Annotated in this window: 19 protein-coding genes; 5 read left to right on the top strand and 14 right to left on the bottom strand. The window is 68.8% G+C overall.

The window, feature by feature from the left end:
- Positions 1–146: 146 nt before the first annotated feature.
- From Q0L11_RS17470 to dusB, 6 genes are all read right to left on the bottom strand, one after another.
- Positions 147–1,010 carry a D-amino-acid transaminase gene (locus Q0L11_RS17470; RefSeq protein WP_296598922.1) on the bottom strand — a complete coding sequence of 288 codons (864 nt, stop codon included), beginning with the start codon at positions 1,008–1,010 and terminating at the stop codon, positions 147–149.
- Between the two features lie 3 nt (positions 1,011–1,013).
- The gene (locus Q0L11_RS17475; RefSeq protein ID WP_296598924.1) at positions 1,014–2,405 is read right to left on the bottom strand and encodes a sigma-54 dependent transcriptional regulator; all 1,392 of its coding nucleotides are present in this window, start codon (positions 2,403–2,405) and stop codon (positions 1,014–1,016) included.
- Positions 2,406–2,415: 10 nt separating this feature from the next.
- Complete coding sequence (locus Q0L11_RS17480; RefSeq protein WP_296598925.1) at positions 2,416–4,632, bottom strand: PAS domain-containing sensor histidine kinase; 2,217 nt, start codon at positions 4,630–4,632, stop codon at positions 2,416–2,418.
- 127 nt (positions 4,633–4,759) lie between these two features.
- A complete protein-coding gene (gene ntrC, locus Q0L11_RS17485) occupies positions 4,760–6,181 on the bottom strand; it encodes a nitrogen regulation protein NR(I) (RefSeq protein ID WP_296598926.1) in 1,422 nt (473 codons plus the stop codon).
- On the bottom strand, positions 6,182–7,258 hold the full coding sequence (locus tag Q0L11_RS17490) for an ATP-binding protein (protein ID WP_296598940.1): 1,077 nt from the start codon (positions 7,256–7,258) through the stop codon (positions 6,182–6,184).
- Positions 7,259–7,293: 35 nt separating this feature from the next.
- Positions 7,294–8,301 (bottom strand): tRNA dihydrouridine synthase DusB, encoded by a 1,008-nt coding sequence (gene dusB / locus Q0L11_RS17495; protein ID WP_296598927.1) that lies wholly within the window; start codon positions 8,299–8,301, stop codon positions 7,294–7,296.
- A 101-nt stretch (positions 8,302–8,402) separates the two neighbouring features.
- Between dusB and Q0L11_RS17500 the strand changes: the two genes are divergently transcribed.
- The gene (locus Q0L11_RS17500) at positions 8,403–9,548 is read left to right on the top strand and encodes a bifunctional 2-C-methyl-D-erythritol 4-phosphate cytidylyltransferase/2-C-methyl-D-erythritol 2,4-cyclodiphosphate synthase (RefSeq protein ID WP_296598928.1); all 1,146 of its coding nucleotides are present in this window, start codon (positions 8,403–8,405) and stop codon (positions 9,546–9,548) included.
- Between the two features lie 6 nt (positions 9,549–9,554).
- On the opposite strand, the gene Q0L11_RS17505 is transcribed toward Q0L11_RS17500, so the two are convergent.
- Entirely contained in the window at positions 9,555–11,840 is a 2,286-nt protein-coding gene (locus tag Q0L11_RS17505; protein WP_296598929.1) for a spermidine synthase, read from the bottom strand.
- 74 nt (positions 11,841–11,914) lie between these two features.
- Between Q0L11_RS17505 and Q0L11_RS17510 the strand changes: the two genes are divergently transcribed.
- Together Q0L11_RS17510 and Q0L11_RS17515 are read left to right on the top strand one after the other, a co-directional pair.
- The gene (locus tag Q0L11_RS17510; protein WP_296598942.1) at positions 11,915–12,406 is read left to right on the top strand and encodes a CinA family protein; all 492 of its coding nucleotides are present in this window, start codon (positions 11,915–11,917) and stop codon (positions 12,404–12,406) included.
- Between the two features lie 10 nt (positions 12,407–12,416).
- Positions 12,417–13,715, top strand: a complete 1,299-nt coding sequence (locus Q0L11_RS17515) for an APC family permease (protein ID WP_296598930.1) — start codon at positions 12,417–12,419, stop codon at positions 13,713–13,715.
- Here Q0L11_RS17515 and Q0L11_RS17520 read toward each other — a convergent pair.
- Both Q0L11_RS17520 and lipA read right to left on the bottom strand, forming a co-directional pair.
- Positions 13,700–14,149 (bottom strand): SRPBCC family protein, encoded by a 450-nt coding sequence (locus tag Q0L11_RS17520; protein ID WP_296598931.1) that lies wholly within the window; start codon positions 14,147–14,149, stop codon positions 13,700–13,702. The two genes, Q0L11_RS17515 and Q0L11_RS17520, sit on opposite strands and share 16 nt — an antisense overlap.
- Positions 14,150–14,158: 9 nt before the next feature.
- Complete coding sequence (lipA, locus tag Q0L11_RS17525) at positions 14,159–15,133, bottom strand: lipoyl synthase (protein ID WP_296598932.1); 975 nt, start codon at positions 15,131–15,133, stop codon at positions 14,159–14,161.
- A gap of 148 nt (positions 15,134–15,281) precedes the next feature.
- On the opposite strand from lipA, the gene Q0L11_RS17530 reads away from it, so the two are divergent.
- Both Q0L11_RS17530 and Q0L11_RS17535 read left to right on the top strand, forming a co-directional pair.
- On the top strand, positions 15,282–16,835 hold the full coding sequence (locus Q0L11_RS17530) for an AMP-binding protein (protein WP_296598933.1): 1,554 nt from the start codon (positions 15,282–15,284) through the stop codon (positions 16,833–16,835).
- 15 nt (positions 16,836–16,850) lie between these two features.
- Positions 16,851–17,243: a DoxX family protein gene (locus Q0L11_RS17535; RefSeq protein ID WP_296598934.1), complete on the top strand. Its 393-nt coding sequence runs from the start codon at positions 16,851–16,853 to the stop codon at positions 17,241–17,243.
- Here Q0L11_RS17535 and Q0L11_RS17540 read toward each other — a convergent pair.
- The 5 genes from Q0L11_RS17540 to Q0L11_RS17560 all read right to left on the bottom strand — a co-directional run.
- Positions 17,240–18,601 carry an efflux transporter outer membrane subunit gene (locus tag Q0L11_RS17540; RefSeq protein ID WP_296598935.1) on the bottom strand — a complete coding sequence of 454 codons (1,362 nt, stop codon included), beginning with the start codon at positions 18,599–18,601 and terminating at the stop codon, positions 17,240–17,242. The genes Q0L11_RS17535 and Q0L11_RS17540 overlap by 4 nt on opposite strands.
- Positions 18,598–21,747: an efflux RND transporter permease subunit gene (locus Q0L11_RS17545; RefSeq protein WP_296598937.1), complete on the bottom strand. Its 3,150-nt coding sequence runs from the start codon at positions 21,745–21,747 to the stop codon at positions 18,598–18,600. Before Q0L11_RS17545 ends, Q0L11_RS17540 begins: the two co-directional genes overlap by 4 nt.
- Before the next feature lie 4 nt (positions 21,748–21,751).
- Positions 21,752–22,903, bottom strand: coding sequence for an efflux RND transporter periplasmic adaptor subunit (locus tag Q0L11_RS17550; RefSeq protein ID WP_296598938.1), 1,152 nt, complete (start codon positions 22,901–22,903; stop codon positions 21,752–21,754).
- Positions 22,904–23,057: 154 nt separating this feature from the next.
- A complete protein-coding gene (gene lpdA, locus Q0L11_RS17555) occupies positions 23,058–24,449 on the bottom strand; it encodes a dihydrolipoyl dehydrogenase (protein WP_296598939.1) in 1,392 nt (463 codons plus the stop codon).
- Positions 24,449–24,715, bottom strand: a 267-nt coding sequence (locus Q0L11_RS17560; protein ID WP_367183454.1) for a glutathione peroxidase, incomplete at its 5' end; no start/stop codon positions are given. The genes lpdA and Q0L11_RS17560, both read right to left, overlap by 1 nt.

A 24,715-nucleotide genomic window follows, 5' to 3' on the forward strand; every position in this document is an offset into this window, starting at 1 on the left:
GACTTCCGCACGCTGTTGAGGAAGGTGTCCTGCAGGTTCTGTTTCTTGTCGCTCATTGGCTTTCCGCCTGTTGTTTTCGTTCGGGCGGCCGTCCGCCCACACACAAGGTCACGCTAAGCCTCAAACCGCGGCTGTTGCAATCGCAGTCAGATGGCCGTCGCCTTCGCGCGCTCGATATAGAGGCGCCGGAGCTTCGACGCCACCGGTCCCGGCGATCCGTCGCCCACCGGCTTGCCGTCCACGCTCACCACGGGCAGCACCAGGCTTCCCGCGCCGGTGATGAAGGCCTCCTTCGCCGCCCGCGCCTCGTCGGGCGTGAAAGGACGCTCCTCGACCTTCAGTCCGGCCTCCCGGGCCACGTCCAGCAGCGACAGCCGGGTCACGCCGCGCAGGATGTTGGCGTTGGTGTCGCGCGTGCGCAGGACGCCGTCCCGGTCGAGGATCCAGGCGTTGGAGGACGCTCCCTCGGTCACGAAACCCAGGTCATCCACGAACCACGCCTCGACGGCGCCAGCCTCGCGAGCCTTCTGCTTGGCCAGAGCGTTGGGCAGCAGGCCGACGGTCTTGATATCGCACCGTCCCCAGCGGTTCTCAGGAGTCGTGACCACACCGACGCCTCGGGCGGCGCGCGCTTCCGTCGCCTCGCGGTCGACGCGACCGACCGTCACCACCACGGCCGGACGGACGGGGGTCGTCGGGAAGGCATGGTCGCGGGGCGCGACGCCGCGGCTCACCTGCAGATAGACCAGACCCTCCCGCACCCGGTTCCGGCGCACCGCTTCGCGCAGCACCGTGGTCAGGGCCGCGCGGCTCATCGGCATAGGAATGCGCAGTTCGGACAGGCTGCGTTCGAGCCGGGCGAAATGGCCCTCGGGATCGGCGAGCTTGCCGTCGAACAGCGCCCACACCTCGTAGACCGCGTCAGCCAGTTGATAGCCCCGGTCTTCGATGTGCACGAAGGCCTCGGCGTGCGGCACGAAGCGGCCGTTGACATAAGCGATACGCCCCACGCCTCAGGCCTCCTCGGATTCCAGCGACCGGGCGCCCGATAGGCCCAGCGACTTGAGCTTACGGTGTAGCGCCGAGCGTTCCATGCCGATGAAGGCCGCAGTTCGTGAGATATTGCCCGAGAAACGAAGCATCTGCGCGTTGAGGTACTCCCGCTCGAACACCTCGCGCGCCTCTCGCAGGGGCAGTGCGATGATCCGCTCGGCGCCCAGCGAGGTAGTCTGGTCGTTCACGGAGGCCTCGGCCGGCAGCATGTCGGCGGTGATCGGATCGGACGGCGCCCCCGAGGCCAGGATCAGCATCCGCTCCACGTTGTTGCGAAGCTGGCGCAGGTTGCCCGGCCAGCCCCGCACCTGAAGCATGGCCAGCGCGTCGTCGGACAGCGTGCGGCGCGGCAGGCCGGAAGCCTCGCAGATCCTGACAATGAAATCTTCGACCAGTTCCGGAATGTCCTCGCGCCGTTCGCTCAGCCCCGGCACGTTCACCGGCACCACGTTCAGACGGTGGAAAAGGTCCTCGCGGAACCGGCCGGCGGCGATCTCCTCGCGCAGGTCCTTCGAGGTGGATGAGATCACGCGGACATCCACCTGCACGTCGGCGTCGCCGCCCACTCGTCGGAAGCGTTGCTCGACCAGCACGCGCAGGATCCGGCCCTGGGTCTCGCGTGGCATGTCGACCACCTCATCGAGGTAGAGCGTTCCGCCGTGGGCGCGTTCGAACACGCCGATCTTCGCGGGCCGTCCGCCGGCGCCCTCCTCACCGAAGAGCTCCACGTCCATCCGCTCGGGGGTCATGCCCGCGGCGCTGATCGGGACGAACTCGTTGCGCGCCCGATGGCTGGCGTCGTGGATCAGCCGTGCGACGGTCTCCTTGCCGGAGCCGGGCGGACCCGAGATCAGCACACGGCTGTTGGCCCCGGCCAGCTTGGCGATCATCTGGCGCAGTTGCTGGGCCGCCATCGACTTGCCGAGCAGGCCTTCCGGCGCGATCGCCTGGGTGCGCAGGCGGCGGTTCTCGCGCTTGAGATTCGCCGTCTCCAAGGCGCGCTCGACCACCAGGATCAACCGATCCGACTTGAACGGCTTCTCCAAGAACTCGTAGGCGCCGCGCTTGATCGAGCTGACGGCGGTCTCGATGTTGCCGTGGCCCGAGATCATGATGACCGGCAGGTCGGGGTCGAGTTGCTTGACCATGTCCAGCAATTCCAGCCCGTCCATGCCGCCGCCCTGCATCCAGATATCCAGGATCAGCAGCGCCGGCTTGCGCGCCCGGATCGCCGCCAGGGCGCTCTCCGAGTCGTTCGCCGTGCGCACGTCGTAGCCTTCGTCGGTCAGGATGCCCGCGACAAGCTCGCGGATGTCCGCCTCGTCGTCGACCACCAGAACGTCAGACGCCATCAGTCAGTCCTCATTTCGCCGCTGTTGCGGCGGTGGATTTGGCGGCGGCGCGCGGAGCCGGCGCGGCTGGCAGGCGCAGCGTGGCCAGCGCCCCTTGCCCACTCCGCGCATCGGACAGCTCCAGTTCGCCGCCGTGGTCTTCCAGGATGCGCTTGACGATGGCCAGGCCGAGGCCCGTCCCCTTCTCGCGCGTGGTCACATAGGGTTCGGTCAGCCGGTCCCGATCCTTGGAGGGCAGACCCACGCCGTTGTCCTCGACCTCGATGGCGACCGAGGCGTCTTCGACAAGGAGGCGCACCTTGATGCGTCCCTTGTGCCGAGGGGTCTTCGTCCGGCGCGCCTCCACCGCCTCAGCGGCGTTCTTGAGCACATTGGTCAGCGCCTGGCCGATCATGCGCCCGTCGGCATAGAGCACGGCGTCGGCGGCGGGCTCCTCGAACTCGACCGTGAAGTCCGGGCTGGCGACGCGGCGGGCGAAAACGGCGGCGCGCACCAGCTCCCCGGCTCCCATCTTGGCGAACTGCGGCGCCGGCATCCGGGCGAAGGCCGAGAATTCATCGACCATCCGGCCGATATCGCCGACCTGCCGCACGATCGTGTCGGTGCAGCGGTCGAAGGTCTCCAGTTCGGCCGGAGCGATATCCTTGCGGTACTTTCGGCGCAGGCGCTCGGCGGAAAGCTGGATCGGCGTCAGCGGGTTCTTGATCTCGTGGGCGATGCGCCGGGCGACGTCGCGCCAGGCGGCGTTGCGCTGCGCCGCCACCAGTCGCGTCACATCGTCGAAGGTCAGCACCAGGCCGCCCTCGCTCTGGCTGGCGCGCACGCGCAGCCGCCGGCTGTCGCGGCCGCGCACTACGTCGATCTCCTCCTCCGCCTCCCCGCTGCGGCCCGCGGCGGCAAGCTGGGCGAATTCGGGCGCCACCTCGGACAGCTTGCGGCCCCGCCCATGGTCCCCTGGCAGGGCCAGCAGGATGGCGGCCTGGCGGTTCGCGACCGAGATGCGCCCATCCGGATCCAGGCCGATGACGCCGGCGCTCACCTCGGTCAGCACCGTCTCGATGAACTGACGCCGTTCCTCGGCCTCCTCGCCGGCGCGGCGCAATGCTTCCTGCTGGGCCTGAAGATCATGCGTCATGCTGTTGAATGCGCGCGACAACACGGCAATTTCGTCGGGATCGTTGTCGGCGTCGACCCGCGCGCTGAGATCGCCTCCGGCCACCCTGCCGGCGGCCTGGACAAGTCGCGCGACCGGCGCGGAGATCGCGTTCGCCGCCGCCAGGCCAAGCCAGACCGCGCCCACCAGCACGAGCAGCGCTGTCTCGGCATAGCTGAGCGCGAAGATAGCCTGGATGCGCGCCCGGCTGTCGCGCACCTCGCGATACGAGATCAGCGAGCTTTCGGCCTCGCGCAGGTTTGTGACGATGCCCTTCTCCAGCGGCCTCACCGCGTAGAGGTAGACGTTCTCGTAGTCCGGCAGCCGATAGAGCGCGCGGATGACGTCGCCCGCCCGGACATAGATCTCGCCCTCGTCGGCCGACTGGTACGCCGATGTCGGCAAGGCCTCGTACGGCGGCGCGCCGGCGGCCTCAGTGCGCGCCATGATCCGCCCCTGCCGATCGACGAGATAAATCGCCGGGAAGGAATGGTAGGCGGCCAGGGCCTGCAGCGCGCTGTCGAAGCCCCCCGCCCGGCCCCGCAGGTTGGGGACTTCCCGGTTGACGTCGCGCGCCATGACCACGACCCGGTCGGCCGCATCCCGCGACTGCTCTTCCATGTAGGAGCGGAAGACCGTCGCCGAGTTCTCGACGACCGTCTGCACGCGCTCGCTGAACCACTTGTCCACGCCCTGGCTGACGAGGACGCCGGAAAAGACGAAGACCACCAGCGCCGGCGCGAGGGCGGCAAGGGCGAACAGGCGCACAAAGCGCACGTGCAGGCGCGCGCCCGCGTCGTGCGACCTGGCCTTGAGCAACTCCAGCAGGCGGAGTGAGACCGCGGCGAGCAGGCCGACGATCAGGACCAGGTTCAGGCCCAGGACCGTGAGGATGAGCTGGCTGGCCGGGCCCAGCGGCCCCTTCTCGGGCGGCGAAGCGGCCAGCAGGATGGCGAGACCTGTCAGGGCCGCGGCGACGCCGTAGCCGACCCCCAGAACGACCCGGGACTGAAGCGCGCTCCGGATCCGGCCGAGGACCGGATGGCGGAACGCGGGATGCGTGAGCAACGCCATTGGCGCGGGAGCCTAGGGGCCTGTGCTCCGAAATCAACAGCTATGTTGCCCCGGTGCACGGTGAGGCTTGAACCTCAACGCCGCACAGCGCCAATCCCTTGCACGAGAAGAGATTGGCGCCGTTCGGTCAGCGTCGCCCGCGGGCCATCTCCACACCGAGATCGTGGATCTTCTTGCGGAGCGTGTTGCGGTTGAGCCCCAGGATTTCGGCGGCTCGCACCTGATTCCCACGCGTGGCGGCGAGCGTGAGCTGGATCAGCGGCCGCTCGACTTCCTCCAGCACCCGGTCGTAGAGGCCGGCGGGCGGGATGCCGTCCGGCTGGTCGGCGAAGTAGCCCGCGAGCTTCTGCTCCACCAGTTGCGAGAGGGTCGCCGGACCTTCCTGTCCCTGGACGGTCGGCTGCTGGTCGGCGAGCTCCTTCTCGATGATCCGGGCGGTGATCAGGTCCTCGCCGTACAGCGCGCAGACGCGGCGGATCAGGTTCTCCAACTCACGCACGTTGCCGGGCCAGGAATGGCGCTTCAGCCGCTCCAGCGCATTGGCGTCGATGGTCTTGGCCGGCAGGCCCTCGCGGTTCGCCCGCAGCAGGAAGGCCCGCGCCAGGTCCGGGATGTCTTCGGCGCGATCGCGCAGCGGAGGGATGCGCAGCGGCGCGACGTTGAGGCGGAAGAACAAGTCCTCGCGGAACAGCCCCTGCTGGATGAGCGCTCGCAGGTCGCGGTTGGTGGCGGCGATGATGCGCACATTGGGCCGCCGGCCGGTCTTTGGGTTGGTCGCGGGCTCCGAGCCGTCGATCACGCGTAGGAGGCGCGTCTGGGCGTCGAGCGGCATGTCGCCGATCTCGTCGAGGAACAGCGTGCCCCCGTCCGCCTCGAACAGCTTGCCGAAGTCGCCCTCCTCCTTGCCGAAGAGTTCGCTCTCCACCCGCTCGCGCGGCGTGGCGGCCAGGTTGATCACCACGAACTTGCCGTCGCGCCGGCGGCCCATGTCGTGCAGCGCCCGGGCGACCAACTCCTTGCCGGTGCCACTCTCGCCGGTGATCAGCACCGTCAGGTCGGCCCCGACCAGACGGGCGATCGTGCGGTAGACGTCCTGCATCGGGCCGGACCGGCCGATCAGCGGCAGCCGATCGTCGCGCATGGCCCGCGCCTGGGCCTTCGACGCTTCGGCGTCGGCCGGCCGCGACAGGGCGCGGCGGGCGGCCGAGGTCATGTCGTCGAGGTCGAACGGCTTGGGCACATACTCGAACGCGCCCACCTCGGCCGCGTTGACGGCGGTGATGAGGTTGTTCTGCGCGCTCATCACGATGACCGGCAGCTTGGGGCGGTGCTTCTTGATGCGAGGCAGGACGTCGAAGACGTTCTCGTCCGGCATCACCACGTCGGTGACCACCAGGTCGCCCTCGCCGTCGGTGACCCACTTCAGCAGGGTCGTGGCGTTGCCGGTCGCCCGCACCTGGTAGCCCAGGCGGGTGAAGGCCTGGGACAGGACGAGACGGATCGAGCTGTCGTCGTCGGCGATCAGGATCTTCTTGGAGGCGGCGTTCATCTAGTTGGCGTCCTCGTGAGCCGCGATCGGCAGGAGCACCCGGAAGACCGTGCGGCCGGGCTCGGATTCGAAATCGATGAGGCCGCCGTGGGCGGCGACCAGCTTTGCGACCAAGGCGAGGCCCAGGCCGGCGCCGTTGGCCTTCGAGGTCACGAAGGGCTGGAACAGGCTTTCACGGATGTGCTCGGGAATCCCCGGGCCGTTGTCGATCACCCGCACTTCCAGCGGCGCGCCGCGCAGCGCCTGGCCCTTGGCGGAGCGGACGCGGACGCCGTGACGATAGGCCGTGTGGATCGAGACCTCGCCGCGCCCGTCGCCGCGCGCGTGGGCGGCTTCGGCGGCGTTCTTCACCAGGTTCAGGAACACCTGGATAAGCTGATCCTCGTCGCCCAGGACCGGCGGCAGCGAGGGGTCGTAGCTTTCCTTGAGCCCGAGGCCATCGGCCACGCCGTTGGCGGCGAGCGCGCGAACCCGGTCGAGGATCTGGTGGATGTTGATCGGCGTCAGCGACGGCAACGCGTCGTCGGAGAAGGCCTCCATCCGGTCGACCAGCCGTCGCACCCGGTCGGTCTCGTCGACGATCAACTGGGCCAGCGGGGCGTCCTCGGCCTTGGCGCCGCTCTTCAGCAACTGGGCGGCGCCCCGGATCCCCGCCAGCGGGTTCTTGATCTCGTGCGCCAGCATGCGTCCCAGACCCACCAGCGAGCGCAGACCCGCCGCCTCGTGAGCGGCCCGCTCATTGCCGAGGCCGTTCTTGACGGTGAGGGTCAGCAGAACCGAACCGTCCCCTAGCGGAGCCGCCGCGCCGTCCGCCTCGAACGGCGGCAGGCCGAAGAGGCTGATCTGCACGCCGCGCTCGCGGACCCGCGCATCCTCCTCGAGGGCGCGGTTCAGCAGCGAGACCATGGCAGACCCCGGCGGCAGCGCGGCGCTGAACCGGCCTCTCGCCAGAAGCCCCAGGCCCTGCCCGAACAGCGCCTCTGCCGCCTCGTTGACCGCCACCAGCGCACCGTCCGCGTCGACGACAAGCGCCGGATCCGGACTGAGTTCGAACGCCGCGGCCTTCAGGGCGCTCATGTCGACGCCCTTCTCCTGAAACTTGATCTTCCCGCTCATGCAGCCAGCCTGTGGTCTGGAGGTCCCCAGAGGGCGGTCAGCCCCCGTTCGACCGATCGGGCGTCCTCCAGGCGGCACAGGGCCGCGCGCGCTTCTCTCCGGGCCTGCGCGTCGGCGGGCCAGGGGGCGTTTTCGATGTAGGCGGCCAAGTGCTTGCGGAAGATCCGCAGCCCCAGCCGCTCTCCGTAGAAGTCCAGGCTCTCGCGCAGATGCGCGATCGCGATGTTCAGGCGTTCGGCCGCGGCCGGCTCGTCGAAACGCTGGCCGTTCAGCTCAGCCTCGATCTGGGCGGCGATCCACGGCTTGCCGTAGACGCCGCGGCCCACCATCACCGCGTCGGCTCCGCTCGCCTCCAGCGCCGCACGCGCGCTGGCGCCATCCACGATGTCGCCGTTGGCGATCACCGGCACCGACACCGCGTCCTTGACCGCCCGGATCGCGGACCAGTCGGCTGCGCCCTTGTAGAACTGGCAACGCGTGCGCCCATGCACGGTCACAGCGCTCACGCCGATCGCTTCGGCCCTCGCGGCCAGGGCGGGCGCGTTACGCGAGCCGTCGTCCCAGCCGAGGCGCATCTTGACGGTCACCGGGACTTCGACCGCCTCCACCGCCGCCGACATCAGCTCGGCCGCGAGTTCCGGCTCGCGCATGAGGGCCGAGCCGCCGTGCCCGCCTGTGACCTCTCTCGCCGGACAGCCGAAGTTCAGGTCGATGATCTCCGCGCCGGCCTGCGCCGCCAGCCGCGCGCCCTCGGCCATATGGGCCGGGTCGCGGCCGACCAGTTGGACGACCATCAGCGGCAGCCCCTCACCCACCGCTGCGCGGCGCACGACGTCCGGCCGCCCCTTCGAGAATTCGGCGCACGCGACCATTTCGGTTGCGACATAGGAAGCCCCGAGCCGACTGGCGGCCCGGCGGAACGGAAGATCGGACACGCCGGTCATCGGCGCGATCCACACGCGCCCCGCGACCGTCACTCCGCCGATGTTGAGCGCAATGCTCATTTAATAGTCATCCCCACCGCTATATTTCTAGGCAGATGTAACCGGCGTCGTAAAGCGCGAAAGCTGGCGCCGCCTGTCGCGGTTCCGTATGAACCGCCGCTATGAGTTTCTCTGCTGTCGTTGTCGCCGCGGGCGACGGATTGCGCGCCGGACCTGGCGAACCGAAGGCGTGGCGCCCGCTCGGCGGTCGTCCCATCGTGCGCTGGTCGGTGGAAGGGCTGTTGTCCGCCGGCGCCCGGGAGGTCGTGGTCGTGGTCGCCCGCGACCGTCTGACGCAGGCGGACGAAGCCCTGGCGGGCCTTGACGGCTGGAAGGCCGTGACCGGGGGCAAGACACGCGCCGAGTCCGTTCAGGCCGGGCTGGCCGCGCTCACCGCGAAGTCGAACCAGCCGGTGCTGATCCACGATGCGGCGCGTCCGTTCGTCGGGCGCAGCCACGTCGATCGGCTCCTGGCCGCCCTGGATGTGGCCGACGGCGCGATCCCGGTCCTTCCCGTCCCAGACACCTTGAAGCGAGGCGAAGGGATCGTCGACGAAACCGTCTCACGGGATGGGCTGTGGCGCGCCCAGACCCCTCAGGCGTTCCGACTCGGCAAGCTCAAGGCCGCCTATCGGCGCTGGCCGACTGGCGAGGAGCCGACCGACGACGCCTCGGTGATGGAACGCGCCGGCGGGCACGTGGCCATGGCGCCCGGCGATCCGATGCTGATGAAGCTCACCTATCCGGAAGACTTCCTGATGGCCGAGCAGCTCTCCGCAGGACGGCGGATCGTGCGGATGGGCCAGGGCATCGACGCCCACCGGTTCGGCCCCGGCGACGTGGTGTGGCTGGGCGGCATCCGGATTCAGCACGACCTGGGCCTGGTGGGCCATTCCGACGCCGACTGCGCCCTGCACGCCCTGACCGACGCGGTTCTCGGCGCCATCGCCGACGGCGACATCGGCCAGCACTTTCCGCCCTCGGATCCGCAATGGAGGGGCGCGTCTTCGGACCGATTCCTGCAGCATGCGGTGGGCCGCGTAGCGGCGCGGGGTGGACGCATCCTGAACGCCGACCTCACCCTGATTTGCGAGCGGCCCAAGATCGGCCCGCACCGCGACGCCATGCGTGGCCGCATCGCCGAACTGCTGGGCCTGCCGATCGACCGCGTCAGCGTGAAGGCCACGACGACCGAAGGCATGGGCTTCACGGGTCGCGAGGAGGGCCTGATGGCGCAGGCCGTCGTGACGGTCGAGACCCCCCTCTAGATCGCCTTAGGGAAGCCAGCTCCACCGCATCTTCAGGTTGGCGTACAGCGCGCCGGCGAGATTCGTGTAGTCGTCGGTCCAGGGCCGGGCCTTGAACGGATCGCCCCAGCGCCATTTCCCCGTCGCCATGAAGCGCTGCAGCGTCTCGCGGTCCTTCGCCACGATGACGGCGTCCTCGGACGACTCCCACGTCCCCGCCGGGTCCTTGTCCGGAGCCTTGTAGTTCTGGGCCAGGGACCACCCGCCGGCCGCGCGCGCGACGGCCTGGGCGGGGTGCATCAGGTCCAGATTCCGGTTCGACAGGTGCAGGATCAAGATCCCATCCGGCTTCAGCTTGGCGAGGTAACCGCGCACGGCCTCCGCCGTCAGCAGGTGCGCCGGCACCGCGTCCGAGGAGAAGGCGTCGATCAGCAGGATGTCGAAGCGGTTCGCAGGCTGCCTCGCCACGGTCAGCCGGGCATCGCCGATCACGAAGTCGACCGGGCTCTTCGCGCACTCCGTGGTGTAGCTGAAGTTCTCCGGATCCGTGGAAACCTTCACCACCAGAGGGTCGATCTCGAAGAAGGTCAGCCTGTCGCCCGGGCGCACGTAGGCGGCGACCGAACCGGTGCCGAGACCGACGGCGCCGATCCGCAGACCGGTCGATGCCGCCTGCTTGGCCGTGAACACCTGCCCGATCGGCGTGTTGGGCGTGTAGTAGACCATCGGCCGGCAGCGATAGCGCGGGTCCTGCGCCTGGGCGCCGTGCAGCGTGGTGCCGTGGGCCAGCATCTTCACCTGGCCGATGCTGGGCACATAGGTCTCGGACCGCTTCAGGACGCCGAAGAAGCTGCGCCAGCTCTCGCGCGTGTCGGTGCGGTCGGCCGACACCTCGGCGGCATAGGTCAGCAGCGCCAGGATCGCGAAGTACAACAGGGCGTGCCGCCGGACCATGAACGCCGCCACGATGGCCAGCGCCAGCAGCGTCCTCATGCCCAGGTCGAACAGCTCGGAGCGGTCGAACGCTCCGACGACCGTGGACGTGGGCACATGCTCGGATTTGAAGGTCACCACGATCGGCGTTCCGATCGCCGCCAGGATCCCGACCGCGAGCATGACCCAACTCCAGATCGGGACCTTGCTCAGGTCCCCCCATGGGCGGGCGAGGCAGGAGAGCGCCAGGATGATCGGATATTCCCAGACGTCGTTGAAGATCACCGGCGCGAGGAAGGCGTTGAACGCGCCGCCGACCACCCCGCCGAGCGACAGGCAGAGGTAGAACTCCGTCAGGTGCGCGGGGTCCGGCCGCCGCGCCACTAGCCGCTGGTGGCACATGAGGGCCGTCAGGAAGAATGCGGCAAGGTGCACGAAGAGCTGCAGTGGCAGGCTGCTGGCCCGGAACGGCAGCAACGCGACGCAGGCCGCGGCGGCCGCCCCCTGCAGGGTCAGGGTGAGCGCGGGCGAGATCGCCGGGCGTTCCTGGAAGGCGATGATGAAGGTGACGAGATACAACGCGAGCGGCGCGACCCACAGGAACGGCGCGGAGGCGACATCCGTCGTGATGTGGGTGGTGACCCCCAGCATGAGGCTGGAGGGGATCGCCGCCAAGGCCACCCAGATCGCCCGCTCACGCCAGGACGGAGCCGGCGTTTCCACGGCAGCTCGAGGAGCATTGGCCGCCGGCGCCCGGGCCACGCTCAGGGCCAGCGCGCCGATCACCAGCACGAAGGCGCCATAGGCGGCGCTCCATCCGTAGCGTTGGCCGACCAGCGAGGTGAGCGGCTCCACGGCGATCGGATAGGCCAGCAGGGCGATCAGGCTTCCGAGGTTGCTGGCCGCGTAGAGCACGTACGGCTCCTTGCCTTCCGTCGCGCCCACGGTTCGCGCGTACCAGGCCTGCACCAGCGGCGCCGTGGCGGAGAGCACCGCGAACGGCGCGCCGATCGACAGCGAAAGGACCGTAAGCAACCAAAGGTTCGGATGCTCGGACGATGGCGGGCCGGCGAGGCCGTTCACCCTTAGCGGCAAGGCGATTGCGGCGACGACGAGCGCGATCACATGGGTGACCGCCTGCCCGCGCACCGAAGGGATGCGCTGCAGCGCGTGGGCATAAAAGTACCCGGCCAGCAGCGCGAGCTGGAAGAAGGCCATCGAGGTGTTCCACACCGAGGGACTGCCCCCCAGCAGGGGCAGGACCAGCTTGGCCACCATCGGCTGGACCAGGAACACGAGGGCCGCGCTGGAAAAGACGGTGAGCGCGAAGAGCGACGGCGGCGCGACACGCGGCGTCGCCTGGGCGGTAAGCGTGGTCATGGGGCCTCGAATCGCCTTGATCGACAAGGACGCGCAGTGCTCAGTGGAACGTGAGTAGAGGGACCTTCAAGCCGATGTTCAACCTGGAGATCGTCACGCTGGCGCGGCTCTTGATCGACGAGGCGCGCGAGCGGTCCCTCCGCATCGTCACGGCAGAGAGCTGTACGGGCGGTTTGGTGGCCGGCGCCATCTGCTCCATTCCCGGCTCCTCCGATGTCTTCGAGCGGGGCTTCGTGACCTATTCCAACCGCGCAAAGCAGGAGATGCTGGGCGTCCCGGGCGACCTCATCGCCGACCTCGGCGCCGTCTCCGAACCCGTGGCGCGCATGATGGCCGAGGGGGCGCTCGAGAACTCAAACGCCCACCTCGCCGTGGCCATCACCGGCGTCGCCGGGCCGGCCGGCGGGACACCGATGAAGCCGGTCGGAACGGTGCATATCGCCACCGCGCGCTCCAATCAGCGGATCATCCACGAGGACTATTTCTTCGAGGAGGATACGCGCGAGGGCGTGCAGATGGCCGCGGTGCAGGCCGCACTGCAGATGATGCGGGACCGGCTGGCCTGACCGGCCGCCCATGGCCGAGGTCGCTCCCTCCCAGCTCATGCGGGTCCTGCGCCGGCGGGACCTGGTCGGCATCCTCCTGAACGCCATGATCGGGGCCGGCATGCTGGCCGCGCCCGCTAAGGTCTACGCGCTGGCGGGCGACTGGAGCTTCGTGGTGCTGGCCTCCGCCGCGGCGATCCTGATCCCGCTCGTCCTGTGCTTCGCCGACCTGGGCAGTCGCTTCTCGGGGACCGGCGGCGCCTACCTCTACGCCCGCGCCGCCTTGCCGCCTTATCTAGCCTTCGCCGTGGGATGGCTTTTGTGGCTCAGCCAGGCCCTCTCCGTCGCCACCCTGGCCAATCTGCTGGTGACCTATCTGGGGGGCTTCTTCCCTGCGCTGGAGGCGGGCTGGGGCCGGATCTCGGTGCTCATCGTCCTGGGCGTGGTCCTCACATCGATCGTGCTCGCCGGCATCCGCCAGTCGGCCGGGGCCAGCAACCTGCTGATCGTGATCAAGGTCGCCTTCGTCCTTGCCTTCTTGGCGGCCGGCGTGGCCTTCGTGCGCCCCGAGCGCCTGATGGTCGACCAACCGCCGCCGGACGTCGGCGCCTTCGCCCAGGCGATCCTCGTCTACCTCTTCGCCTATTCCGGCTTCGAGCGAGGAGCCGTGGTCGCCGGAGAGGCCCGAGACCCCCAGCACGACGTGCCGCTCGCGCTCCTCGGCAGCGCTGTCATCGTGACGTTCGCCTACGCCGCCGTCATGCTGATCTGCGTCGGCGTGCTCGACGCGCCGGCCGCCACGGACCGTCCGCTCGCAGAAGCCGGCCGGCAGCTCTACGGACAGACCGGCGCGGTGCTGGTGTCCGCGGGAGCCATGGCCGTGATCGTGGGCACGATCCTGGTGATCATCATCTCGATGCCGCGCATGCTGCTCTCGCTCGCTGAGCACGGCCAACTCCCGGCCTCGCTGGGCCGCGTGCATGCCGCCTGGCATACGCCGCACGTCGCGATCCTTACGTCCAGCGCCCTCGCCTTCGGCTTCGCCATCGCCAGCGACCTGATCAGCGCCCTGACCTTCGCCACCGCCACCCGGCTGCTCGGCTACATCCTGTGCTGCATTGCACTTTGGCGGCTCGCCCGCCGCAACGACGCGCCTCCCGCGTTGTTCAACCTGCCCTTCCGCGGTCCCGTGGCGCTGTCGACAGCGGCGCTGTTCACGGTCGTGCTGCTGACCGGCGCGACCAAGGAACTGCCGTCACTGGCCGGTGTTCTGGCGATCGGCTTCGCGCTGATGTTCCTGACGCGCCGGCTCTCTCAGCCGCGCCCGTAGAGCACCTTCGCGCGCTCCTCGAAACAGCCCATCAGCCGCTCGACGGCGTGGTGGAAGTTGGCCGCGAGCAGCCCCTCCAGCAGACGCGACTTGAACTGGAAGTCGATGTCGAACTCGATGCGGGCCCCGGCATCGTCCTCAAGGAACCGCCAGCGGTTGGCGAGCTTGCGGAACGGCCCCGACAGCAGGCTGACGTCGATCTGCCGTTCGCCCGCGTCGCGCCGCACGCGCGTCGCGAACCGCTCCTTCAGGAACGAGAAACCTACCCCCGCCTCCGCATCGAGACTGCTCGCACCCTCGCCCAGGTCGCGGGCGTTCCACGTGCGCATGGAGGTGATCCAGGGCACGAATTCCGGATAGCGCTCGACATCGCCAACCAGCGCGAAGAGCTGGTCCGGCGTGTAGGGCAACACGCGTGAGACGTGGTGGTGCAAGGCCCGGCCTTATGCCGCCGCTTCCTTGGCCCGACGCGCCGCCTGCAGCCGCGCGAAGTCTTCGTCGGCATGGTGCGAGGAGCGGGTCAGCGGGCTGGCGGAGACAACGAGGAAGCCCTTGGCCTTGGCGATCTCCTCATAGGCCTTGAACTCGTCCGGATGGACGAAGCGGTCGATGGGGGCGTGCTTCCGGGTGGGCTGGAGGTACTGGCCGATGGTGATGAAATCGACGCCGGCGGACCGCATGTCGTCCATCACCTGCATCACCTCCTCCTTCGCCTCGCCCAGGCCGACCATGATGCCGGACTTGGTGAACTGCGTCGGATCGCGCTCCTTGACCCGCTCCAGCAGGCGAAGGGAATTGTAGTAGCGGGCGCCGGGCCGGATGGAGAGGTAGAGCCGCGGCACGGTCTCGAGGTTGTGGTTGAACACGTCGGGCCGCGCGTCGATCACCTCGTGCACCGCCGACAGCGGCTTGCGCAGGAAGTCCGGCGTCAGGATCTCCACGGTCGTTCCAGGCGAGGCCGCGCGAATAGCCAGCACCACGGCCGCGAAATGGGCCGCACCGCCGTCGGCGAGGTCGTCGCGGTCAACCGAGGTGATGACCACGTGCTTCAGACCCATCTTCGCCACGGCGTCGGCGACGCGCTGAGGCTCGGTCGGGTCCAGTACGTTCGGCTTGCCGGTGGTCACGTTGCAGAATGAGCAGGCCCGCGTGCAGATCTCGCCCATGATCATCATGGTGGCATGGCTCTTCGACCAGCACTCGCCGATGTTCGGACAGGCGGCCTCCTCGCAGACCGTGACGAGGCCGTTGCCCTTCACGATGTCGCGCGTGGCGTTGTAGCCGGCCGAGCCCGGCGCGCGCACGCGCAGCCACTCGGGCTTGCGCAGAATCGGGCTGTCGGGATTCGCCTGCTTCTCGGGATGCCGCGGACGGCGCTGGTTTCCCGGGGGGTTCAGGGTGTCGATGACCACGGCCATGACCCCTAAATCGTCCTTCGCGCCTCTCGGATCAAGCCGCCTTGCGGTCGCGGACAGGGCCAAGCTTTGCTCACGCCTCGTTACCGATCTTTTCAGCGCGTCATCAGGGCGATACGCTCGCTCAACGATAATACGGGAGGCGCGGCCTTTGCCTGCGTTCGACAGCGCCCAGGCGCAGTCTTCAGTCTTCGATGCGTTGCTGGCGGCGGCGCGGACCCACGGACTCAAGAAGCCGATCCTGGAGGACCAGGAACGTAGCCCCCTCAGCTACCTCGACCTGATCCGGGGCGCGTTCGCCCTCGGCCGCAAGATCAGCGGCTTCACGAAGAAGGGCGAGCGAGTCGGCGTCATGCTGCCGTCCAGCGTGGGCGGCGTGGTGACCTTCTTCGCCCTGCATGCCTTCGGCCGCATTCCGACGATGCTGAACTTCACGGCGGGCATCCGGAACCTGAAGGCGGCCTGCGACCTGGCCGGCGTGAGGACGGTCCTGACGTCCCACCGCTTCGTGGAACAGGGCAAGCTGCACGACCTGATCGACGCTCTCGAGGACAAGGCGCACGTTGTCTATCTGGAGGACGTCCGCAAGACGGTCGGCCTGGCCGACAAGCTGTTCGCGGCGGCGGCCGGCGCCGTCCCGAAGCAGTTCCGCACCTATGTCAGCCCATCCGAGCCCGGCGTGATCCTGTTCACCTCGGGCAGCTTCGGCGCACCGCGCGGGGTGGTGCTGAGCAACGCCAACCTCGTGGCCAACTGCCGGCAGATCAACCAGCACATCCCGCTGGACACCAACTGGGTGTTCTTCAACCCGCTGCCCATCTTCCACGTGTTCGGCCTGACCGGCGGGGCGCTGCTGCCGATCCTGACCGGGCTGAAGACGGTCCAGTACCCCTCGCCGCTGCACATCAAGCAGATCCCGCCGCTGGTGAAGGACACCAAGGCGAACGTGCTGTTCGCCACCGACACCTTCATCAACCAGTACGCCCGCTCGGCGGCGGCCGACGAGTTGAGTGGCCTCACCTTCGTCGTCTGCGGCGCGGAGAAGGTGCGGGAAGAGACGCACAACCTCATCACCGAGAAATTCGGGCCGATCCCCCTGCTCGAGGGCTACGGCGCCACCGAATGTTCGCCGGTCATCGCGGTGAACAAGCCCGGCGACAACCGGCGCGGCACGGTGGGCGGCCTCCTGCCCGGCATCGAAACGCGGCTGGAGCCGGTGCAGGGCATCCCCGGCGGCGGCAAGCTGCTCGTGCGCGGGCCCAACGTCATGGCGGGCTACCTGCGTCCGGACGGCGGCATCGATCCGCCCGAGGGCGGCTGGCATGACACCGGCGACGTCGTCTCGCTGTCCGACGACAACTGGATCCGCATTCTCGGGCGCGTGAAGCGCTTCGCCAAGATCGGCGGCGAGATGGTCTCGCTGACCGCCGCGGAAGATCTGGCCGCCGCCGTCTGGCCCGACTGCCGCCACGCGGTCGTCGCCCTGCCCGATCCGAAGAAGGGCGAGCGCCTGGTGCTCGTCACCGACCGCCGCGACGCCGAGCCCAGCCCCCTGCTGAGCCACGCCCAGCAGATCGGCGCGCCCGAGCTGGCCGTGCCGCGCAAGATCATCCGCGTTCCCGAGATTCCGGTCCTGGGCACCGGCAAGACCGACTACGTCGCGCTCCAGCGCATCGTCGATGCGGAGATCCAGCGCGCCGCCTGACGAAAGGACCCTCGCATGAACTCGGCCGTCTGGGCGCCTCGCGTCCTGAGCCTGTTGCGGATCATCGCCGCCCTGCTCTTCATGGAGCACGGCCTCATGAAGCTGGTCCACTTCCCGGCGCCGCAGCCCGGCGCGCCCGATCCGCTGCCGCCGCTGCTACTGGCGGCGGCCTGCATCGAAGTCGTCGGAGGCGGCCTCATCGCCGCGGGGCTGTTCACCCGGCTGGCCGCGTTCATCTGCTCAGGCCAGATGGCGATCGCCTACTTCATGGCCCACGGCAGCCAGGGCTTCTGGCCCGCGCTGAACGGTGGCGAGGCGGCCATCCTCTTCTGCTTTGTCTTCCTCTACCTGGTCTTCGCGGGCCCGGGCGTCTGGAGCGTGGACGCCATCGTCCGCAAGAAGACCTAGCCGCCCAGGCCGACGTACAACGCCACCAGGTTCTGCGCCCTCGCCAGCCGCGTTTGCGCCAAGCTGCGCTGGGCCGAATAGAGCGTCCGCTGGGCGTCCAGGGTATTCAGGTAAGGATCGATCCCCTCCCGATAGCGCGCCTGCGAGAGATCGTACGCCTGCTGCGCCGCAGCGGTGAGGGCAGACTGGGCGTCGAGCTGATCCTGGATCGTGCCGCGGCGCGCGAGGGCGTCGGCGACATCGCGGAACGCCGACTGGATGGCCTTCTGATACTGCGCCACGGCCAGTGCGCGCTCGCCTTTCGCCTGGGCCAGTCCGGCGACGTTCGCTCCGCCGGCGAAGATCGGGAGGGATGCCCCTGCCTGCCCTTGCCAGGTGAACGTTCCGCGCGAAAACAGGGCGCCGAGCTGAGGGCTCGCCGCACCGGCCAAGGCCGTCAGGTCGATGGTGGGGAAGAACGCCGCCCGCGCCGCGCCGATCTGTGCGTTCGCCGCCCTCAGCCGGTGCTCGGCCTCCTCGACATCGGGTCGGGTCAGCAGGATCGCGGATGTCAGGCCGGCCGGGACTTCGGCCAGCGCGCCCTCCAGGCCCTCGACCGCGCCGGGCAGCCGGTCGTCGGCCACCTGCGCACCCACGAGCAGATCCAGCGCGTTGCGATCCTGCGCGACAGCCGTCGTCAGCTCAGCCACGTCGGAGCGCGCCTGCTGGAGCACGGTCTGCGCCTGGCTGAGATCGGTCCGAGGCGCCACGCCGCCCGAAAGCTTCGCCTGGATCAGATCGACGGTCTTCTGCGCGCTGACCCGGGTATCCTGGGCGATGGCGAGCAGGCTGGAGTCGGTAGCCAGCGCGAGCCAGGCGTTCGCGGTCTCTCCGACGAGCGTCAGTCGCGCCGCGCGCGCGCCGGCCTCGGTGGCGAAATAGTCCTCCTGCGCCGCATGGCTCAGGCTGCGCACGCGGCCGAACAGGTCGATCTCGAACGCTGGCATCTGGAGCGCAGCGGTGTAGTCCCGTGTGGTGTCGCCACGCGCGTGGCTTTCCGTCGCCTGACCGGCCCCGTTCAGGTGCGGGAACTGCTCCGCCCGCTGGATGCGGTACTGCGCACGCGCGATCTGGACGTTGGCGACGGCGGCGGCGAGGTCCTGGTTGTTGGCCAACGCCTGGTCGATCACCGCTCTCAACCGAGGATCGAGGATCACCTGGGCGTAGGTCAGCGGCGCCGTGTCTCTCGCCTGCGCCGCGGAATATGCCGCCCCGACCGGCCATGCCTGGGGCGCGGCGGAGATGGGCCGCACGTAGATCGGCTCCAGTGTGCAGCCCGCCAGAGCCGTGGCGCTCAGAAGGACCAGCGCGAGCCTCATACCGCGGCCTCCTGGCGGCGCTCTGCGTCTCTCCGCGGGAAGATCCGCCGCACCAGGACGAAGAACATCGGCACGAAGAAGATGGCCAGCGCGGTGGCCGTCAGCATGCCGCCGATCACCGCCGTTCCGATCTCCACCCGGCTCTTGGCTCCGGCCCCGGTCGCCACCGCCAGGGGCAGGACCCCGAATATGAAGGCGAGGCTGGTCATCAGGATCGGGCGCAGACGCAGGCGGGCGCCTTCCAGGGCGGCCTCCAACGCCGTCCTTCCTTGCTTCTCGGCGGCCTCGGCGAATTCGACGATCAGGATGGCGTTCTTGGCCGAGAGCCCCATGGTCGTCAGCAGACCCACCTGGAAATAGACGTCGTTGGAAAGGCCTCTCAGCGCGACGGCCACGGCGGCGCCGACCAGGCCGAGCGGGATCACCAGGAGCACCGAGAACGGCACCGACCAGCTCTCGTAGAGCGCGGCCAGACACAGGAAGACCACCAGCAGGGAGACGCCATACAACAACGGCGCCTGGCCGCCGGACAGGCGCTCCTGGTACGACAGGCCGCTCCAGGCCACCGACAGGCCCGGGATCTTCTCGGCGATCTCGGTGACCCGCGCCATGGCCTGGCCGGTGCTCTTGCCTTCGGCGGCGTCGCCCTGGATCTCGTAGGCGGCTGTCCCGTTGAACCGGAGCAGGCTGACGGGCGCCTGGGCCCAGCTCAGCCGGGCGAAGGACGAGAACGGCGCCATCTCGCCGTTAGACGAGCGGACGAACCAGTTGGCGAGGTCCTCGGGCCGGCTGCGATACTGGGCGTCGCCCTGCACGTAGACGCGCTTCACCCGGCCACGGTCCACGAAGTCGTCCACGTAGTCGCCGCCCCAGGCGGTGCTGAGCGTCGAGTCGACCGCGGTCTGGGCGACGCCCAGTGCGCCGATCTTCTCCTCGTCCATCTCGACGTGCAGGGTGGGCGTATCTTCCAGCCCGTTCTGGCGGACCCCGGCCAGTACGGGGTCGCTGCCCGCCTCGTCGAGGAAGCGGTCGACCGCAGCCTTGAAACCGGCGCGGGTCAGGCCGCCGCTGTTCAGCAACTCCGCCGTGAACCCGCTGGACTGCCCCAGGCCGCGCACCGGCGGCGGGTTGAGCGCGAAGAACTTCACGTCGCGGAGCCCGCCAAGGGCCTTCGTCGCTCTCTGTGTGATGGCCTGGGCGGTGTTGTCGGCGCCGCGGCGCTGGTCCCACGGCTTCAGCGACAGAAAGCCCCGGCCCGCGTTCTGGCCCGCGCCCGCCTGCCCCTGGCCGATCACGGTGTAGATGGCGGTGACGTTGGCCTTCTCCTCCTCGAGGAAATATCGCTCGATGGCCGTGGCGGCCTCCAGTGTGCGGGCCAGTGTCGCGCCAGGCGGCAACGTGAACTGGAGCTGCGCGACGCCCTGGTCCTCCGATGGCAGGAAGCTCGTCGGCAGCAGGGCGAAAACGCCGGCCAGCAGGGCGGCCAGGACACCGTAGGCCGCGAGGGCCAGGGGCGTTTTCTCGATCACCTGCGCCACGCCCGAGCGGTATCGGTCGGCATAGCGGTCGAACCGGGTATTGAACCAGGCGCCGAACCCTTCCAGCGCGCGGTCGAGCCGGCTCGTCGCATGCTCGACGCCCGGCGGCCGCAGCAGGGTCGCCGCCAGGGCAGGCGTCAGGACCAGGGCCACGACGACCGACAGCACCATCGACGAGACGATGGTGATCGAGAACTGTCGGTAGATCACGCCGACCGAGCCGCCGAAGAACGCCATAGGCAGGAACACCGCCGACAGAACCAGCGCGATCGCGATCAGCGCGGTCTGAACCTGGGCCATGGACTTGATCGTGGCTTCGCGTGCGGAGAGGCCGGGCTCTTCGGCCATGACGCGCTCGACGTTCTCCACCACCACGATGGCGTCGTCGACCAGCAGGCCGATGGACAGGACCATGCCGAACAGGGTCAGCACGTTGATGCTGAATCCCGCCACCGCCAGGATCCCGAACGTGCCCAGCAGCACGACCGGCACAGCGATCGCGGGGATCAGCGTCGCCCGCCAGCGCTGCAGGAACACGAACATCACCACGACGACGAGCACGATGGCCTCGACCAGCGTCAGGACCACCTCGTGCACCGAGACCTTGATGAACGCCGTGCTGTCGTTCGGAAAGGCGTACCGGTAGCCCGCGGGGAAGCTCTTCGCCTGCCGGGTCACCTCGTCCCGGACCAGTTGCGCGGTCTTCAAGGCGTCCGCGCCTGGCGCCAGCTGCACGGCGATGCCAGCGCCGGGATGACCGTCGAGCCGGCTTGCGGTCGTGTAGCTCTCGCTGCCGAGCTCCACCCGGGCGACGTCGCTCAGAAGGACCCGTGAGCCGTCCGGCTGGGACTTCACCAGGATGTTGCGAAACTGGGCGACGTCGGTCAGCCGCGAGCGCGCCGTCACCGTGGCGTTGAGCATCTGGCCGGCGGGGGACGGCAGGCCGCCGATCTGTCCGGCCGCGACCTGGGTATTCTGCGCCTCGATCGCCGAAACGATATCCGACGGCATCAGCTTGAAACTCGCCAGCTTGAACGGATCGAGCCAGATCCGCATGGCGTACTGCGAGCCGAAGACATTGACGTCGCCGACGCCTTCGAGACGCCCTATCGGCTCCTGGAGGTGAGAGACGAGGTAGTCGGAGACGTCGCCGCTCGTGCTGCGGTCACTGGCGTCGTAGATCGACACCACCATCAGGAAGTCGGCGTTCGACTTGGTGACTGTCAGACCCTGCTGCTGGACCTGCTGCGGCAGGCGGGACAGGGCCTGCTGCACCTTGTTCTGCACCTGCACCTGCGCGATGTCGGGGTCGGTTCCCTTCTCGAAGGTCACGGTTACGTTGACCTGCCCGGCGGCGTTCGAGGTGGCCGAAAAGTAGAGCATCCCGTCGATGCCGGTGAGCTGCTGTTCGATCACTTGGGTGACGCTCGCCTCAAGCACCTCGGCCGAGGCGCCTGGATAGCTCGCGCGGATGTTCACCGAGGGCGGCGCGATATCAGGATATTGCTCGACCGCGAGCGAGCGCATGCCCGCCACCCCTGCCAGCATGATCGCGATGGCGATGACCCAGGCGAAGACCGGCCGGTCGATGAAGATGCGCGAGATCATCCGTTCAGCGGCCCTTGGCCGCGCCGCCGCTGCGCATCGGCGATCCTGCGAGGACGGGCCGCACCGGCGCGCCGGCCTTCACCCGGTCGAGCCCCTCGGTTATCACCTTGTCTCCCGGCGAGAGGCCGGCGGTGACCAGCCATTTGTCTCCGACCGTGCGGTCAGCGGTGATCGTTCGCAGTTCGGCCCGGTTCCCCTTACCCACCACCATGACGGTCGCCGCGCCCTTCGGATCGCGGGAGACGCCCTGTTGCGGAGCGAGGATCGCATTGTGCAGCGTAACCTGGGACAGCTTCGCCCGAACGAACATGCCGGGCAGCAGCAGGGCCTGCGGATTCGGGAAGCTTGCGCGCAGGGTCACGGCGCCGGTGTTCGGATCGACGATGGCTTCCGAGAATTCGATCCTGCCCGGGTACGGGTAGGCGCTGCCGTCCTCCAGCGTCAGCTTCACGGTGGCCGACGACGGCGCACCGCCGCCACTGGCAAGCTCACGCTTCAGGGCCACGAGATCGGCGCTCGATTGCTGGATGTCGACGTACATCGGATCAAGGCGTGTGATCGTCGCCAGGGCGTCTGCCTGACCGGACGTGACCAGGGCGCCCGTCGTCGCGGCGGACCGGCCGATCCGCCCCGTGATGGGAGCTGGCGTCCGCGTGAAATTCAGGTTGATGCGCGCGGTGGCGAGCGAAGCCCGCGCCTGAGCGACCTGGGCCGCCGCCTGCTTCGCGGCGGCGGCGGCGTCGGTGTAGTCCTGCTTGCTGACCGCTTCGATATCGGCCAGCGGCCTGTAGCGGTCGGCCTTGGCCTGGGCCGCGCCCAGCGTGGCCTCGGCGTTGGCCAAGTTGGCGGCCGCCTGTTGCTCAGCGGCGCGGTACAGGCTGGGGTCGATCTCGTAGAGCGTCTGGCCCTTCTGGACGATCGCGCCCTCGACGAACCGGCGGGCCTGGATCACGCCCGAGACCTGTGGGCGCACCTCGGCCGTCTCGAACGCGGCCGTTCGGCCGGCAAGTTCGACCTCCAGCGGGGCGTCCTGCGCCGCCATCACCACATAGCCGGCCTCAGGCGTCCGCGAGGTTGTCTTGGGGTCCTTGGCCGCGCAGCCCGAGACCAGGAGCACGAGGCAGAGCGCGACGCGCGGCGATGCTATGCGAGGCATACGGACGTCCATGCGGCGCCGCGGACCCGCTCATCGGGCGAACGCCACCGCGTGCGCTAGGTCGTCCCCAAAGGCGGCCTGAGCATGACCCCAATGTTACCGGGACCGAGACGCATGCTGCACGTGCGAAACAGCCCGCAACGCGGCCTCGGTCCTAGATGTGCAGAACCTTGCCATAAGCGTCGAGACTTGCCTCGTGCATGGCCTCGCTCATGGTCGGGTGAGGGAACACGGTGGCTTGCAGTTCCGCCTCGGTGGCCTCAAGGGTCATCGCCAGCGCGAAGCCTTGGATCATCTCGGTGACTTCGTGGCCGATCATGTGCGCGCCGATCAGCGCGCCCGTCTTGCCGTCGAAGACGGTCTTCACGAAGCCGTCGAGTTCGCCCGCGGCGATGGCCTTGCCGTTCACGCGGAACGGGAAGCGGCCCACCTTCGGCTCCAGACCCCGCTCCTTCGCCTGCGCCTCGGTCAGGCCCACCGACGCGATCTGCGGCGTCGTGTAGGTGCAGCCCGGGATTGGCGAGGTCAGATTCGTGGGCTTCAGGCCCGCGATGTGCTCGATGCAGTGCACGCCCTCGTGGCTGGCCTTGTGCGCGAGCCAGGGCGGCCCCGCCACGTCGCCGATGGCGTAGAGGCCGGGCACGCCCGTGGCGCCGTGGCCGTCCGTGACGACGTGGGTCTTCTCGATCTTCACGCCCAGGGCTTCCAGCCCCATGTCCTCGACGTTACCGACAATGCCGACCGCGACGATGGCGACGTCGGCCGTCAAGGTCTCGGCCTTGCCGCCGGCCTCGATCTCGAGGCTGACGCCCGACTTGGTCTTGGTGAGCGTCTTTACGTTGGCCGGCACGCGGAACTTGATGCCCCGCTTCTCGAAGGCCTTGTGCGCCGCCTTCGAGACCTCTTCGTCCTCGACCGGCAGGATGCGCGGCATCATCTCGACCACCGTCACGTCCGAGCCGAGGGCGCGATAGAAGCTGGCGAACTCCATGCCGATGGCGCCCGAGCCGATCACCACCAGCGTCTTCGGCGCCGACTTCGGAACCAGCGCCTCGCGGTAGGTCCACACCCGCTCGCCGTCCGGCTCCAGGCCGATGGCCGGGATTGTGCGGGCCCGCGCGCCGGTCGCCAGGATCACGTGCTTGGCAGTCAGCTTGCGGTCGCCCACGACCACGGTCGGGGCGCCCTGCCCCTTCTCCAGCTTCGCGGCGCCTGCCACGACCTCGATCTTGTTCTTCTTCATCAGGAAGGCGACGCCCGAGTTCAGGGTCGAGGCCACCTTGCGCGAACGCTGCACCACCGCGGCGAAGTCGAAGCCACGCTTCTCCACCGACAGGCCATAGTCCTTCAGGTGGTCGAGCTGTTCGTACACCTCGCCCGACTTCAGCAGCGCCTTGGTGGGAATGCAGCCCCAGTTCAGGCAGATGCCGCCCAGTTCGGCCCGCTCGACGATGGCCGTCTTCATCCCGAGCTGGCTGGCCCGGATGGCGGTGACGTAGCCGCCGGGGCCGGAGCCGATCACGATGACGTCGAACGCATCAGCCATCAGAGCAAAGCCTCGATCGCGCCTTCCAGCGCCTTGGGTTCAACGGTGGGAGCGAAGCGGTCGACGACGTGCCCGTTCCTGTCGACGAGGAACTTGGTGAAGTTCCACTTGATGCCCTCGGTGCCCAGCACGCCCTTCTTCTGCTTCTTGAGCCAGGCGTAGAGCGGGTGGGCCTGCGGGCCGTTGACGTCGATCTTCCGCATCATCGGGAACTGCACGTCGTAGGTCAGCGAGCAGAAGTTCGCGATCTCCTCGGCGTCGCCGGG

The organism is Phenylobacterium sp. (assembly GCF_024508875.1).
Lineage (GTDB): Bacteria > Pseudomonadota > Alphaproteobacteria > Caulobacterales > Caulobacteraceae > Phenylobacterium.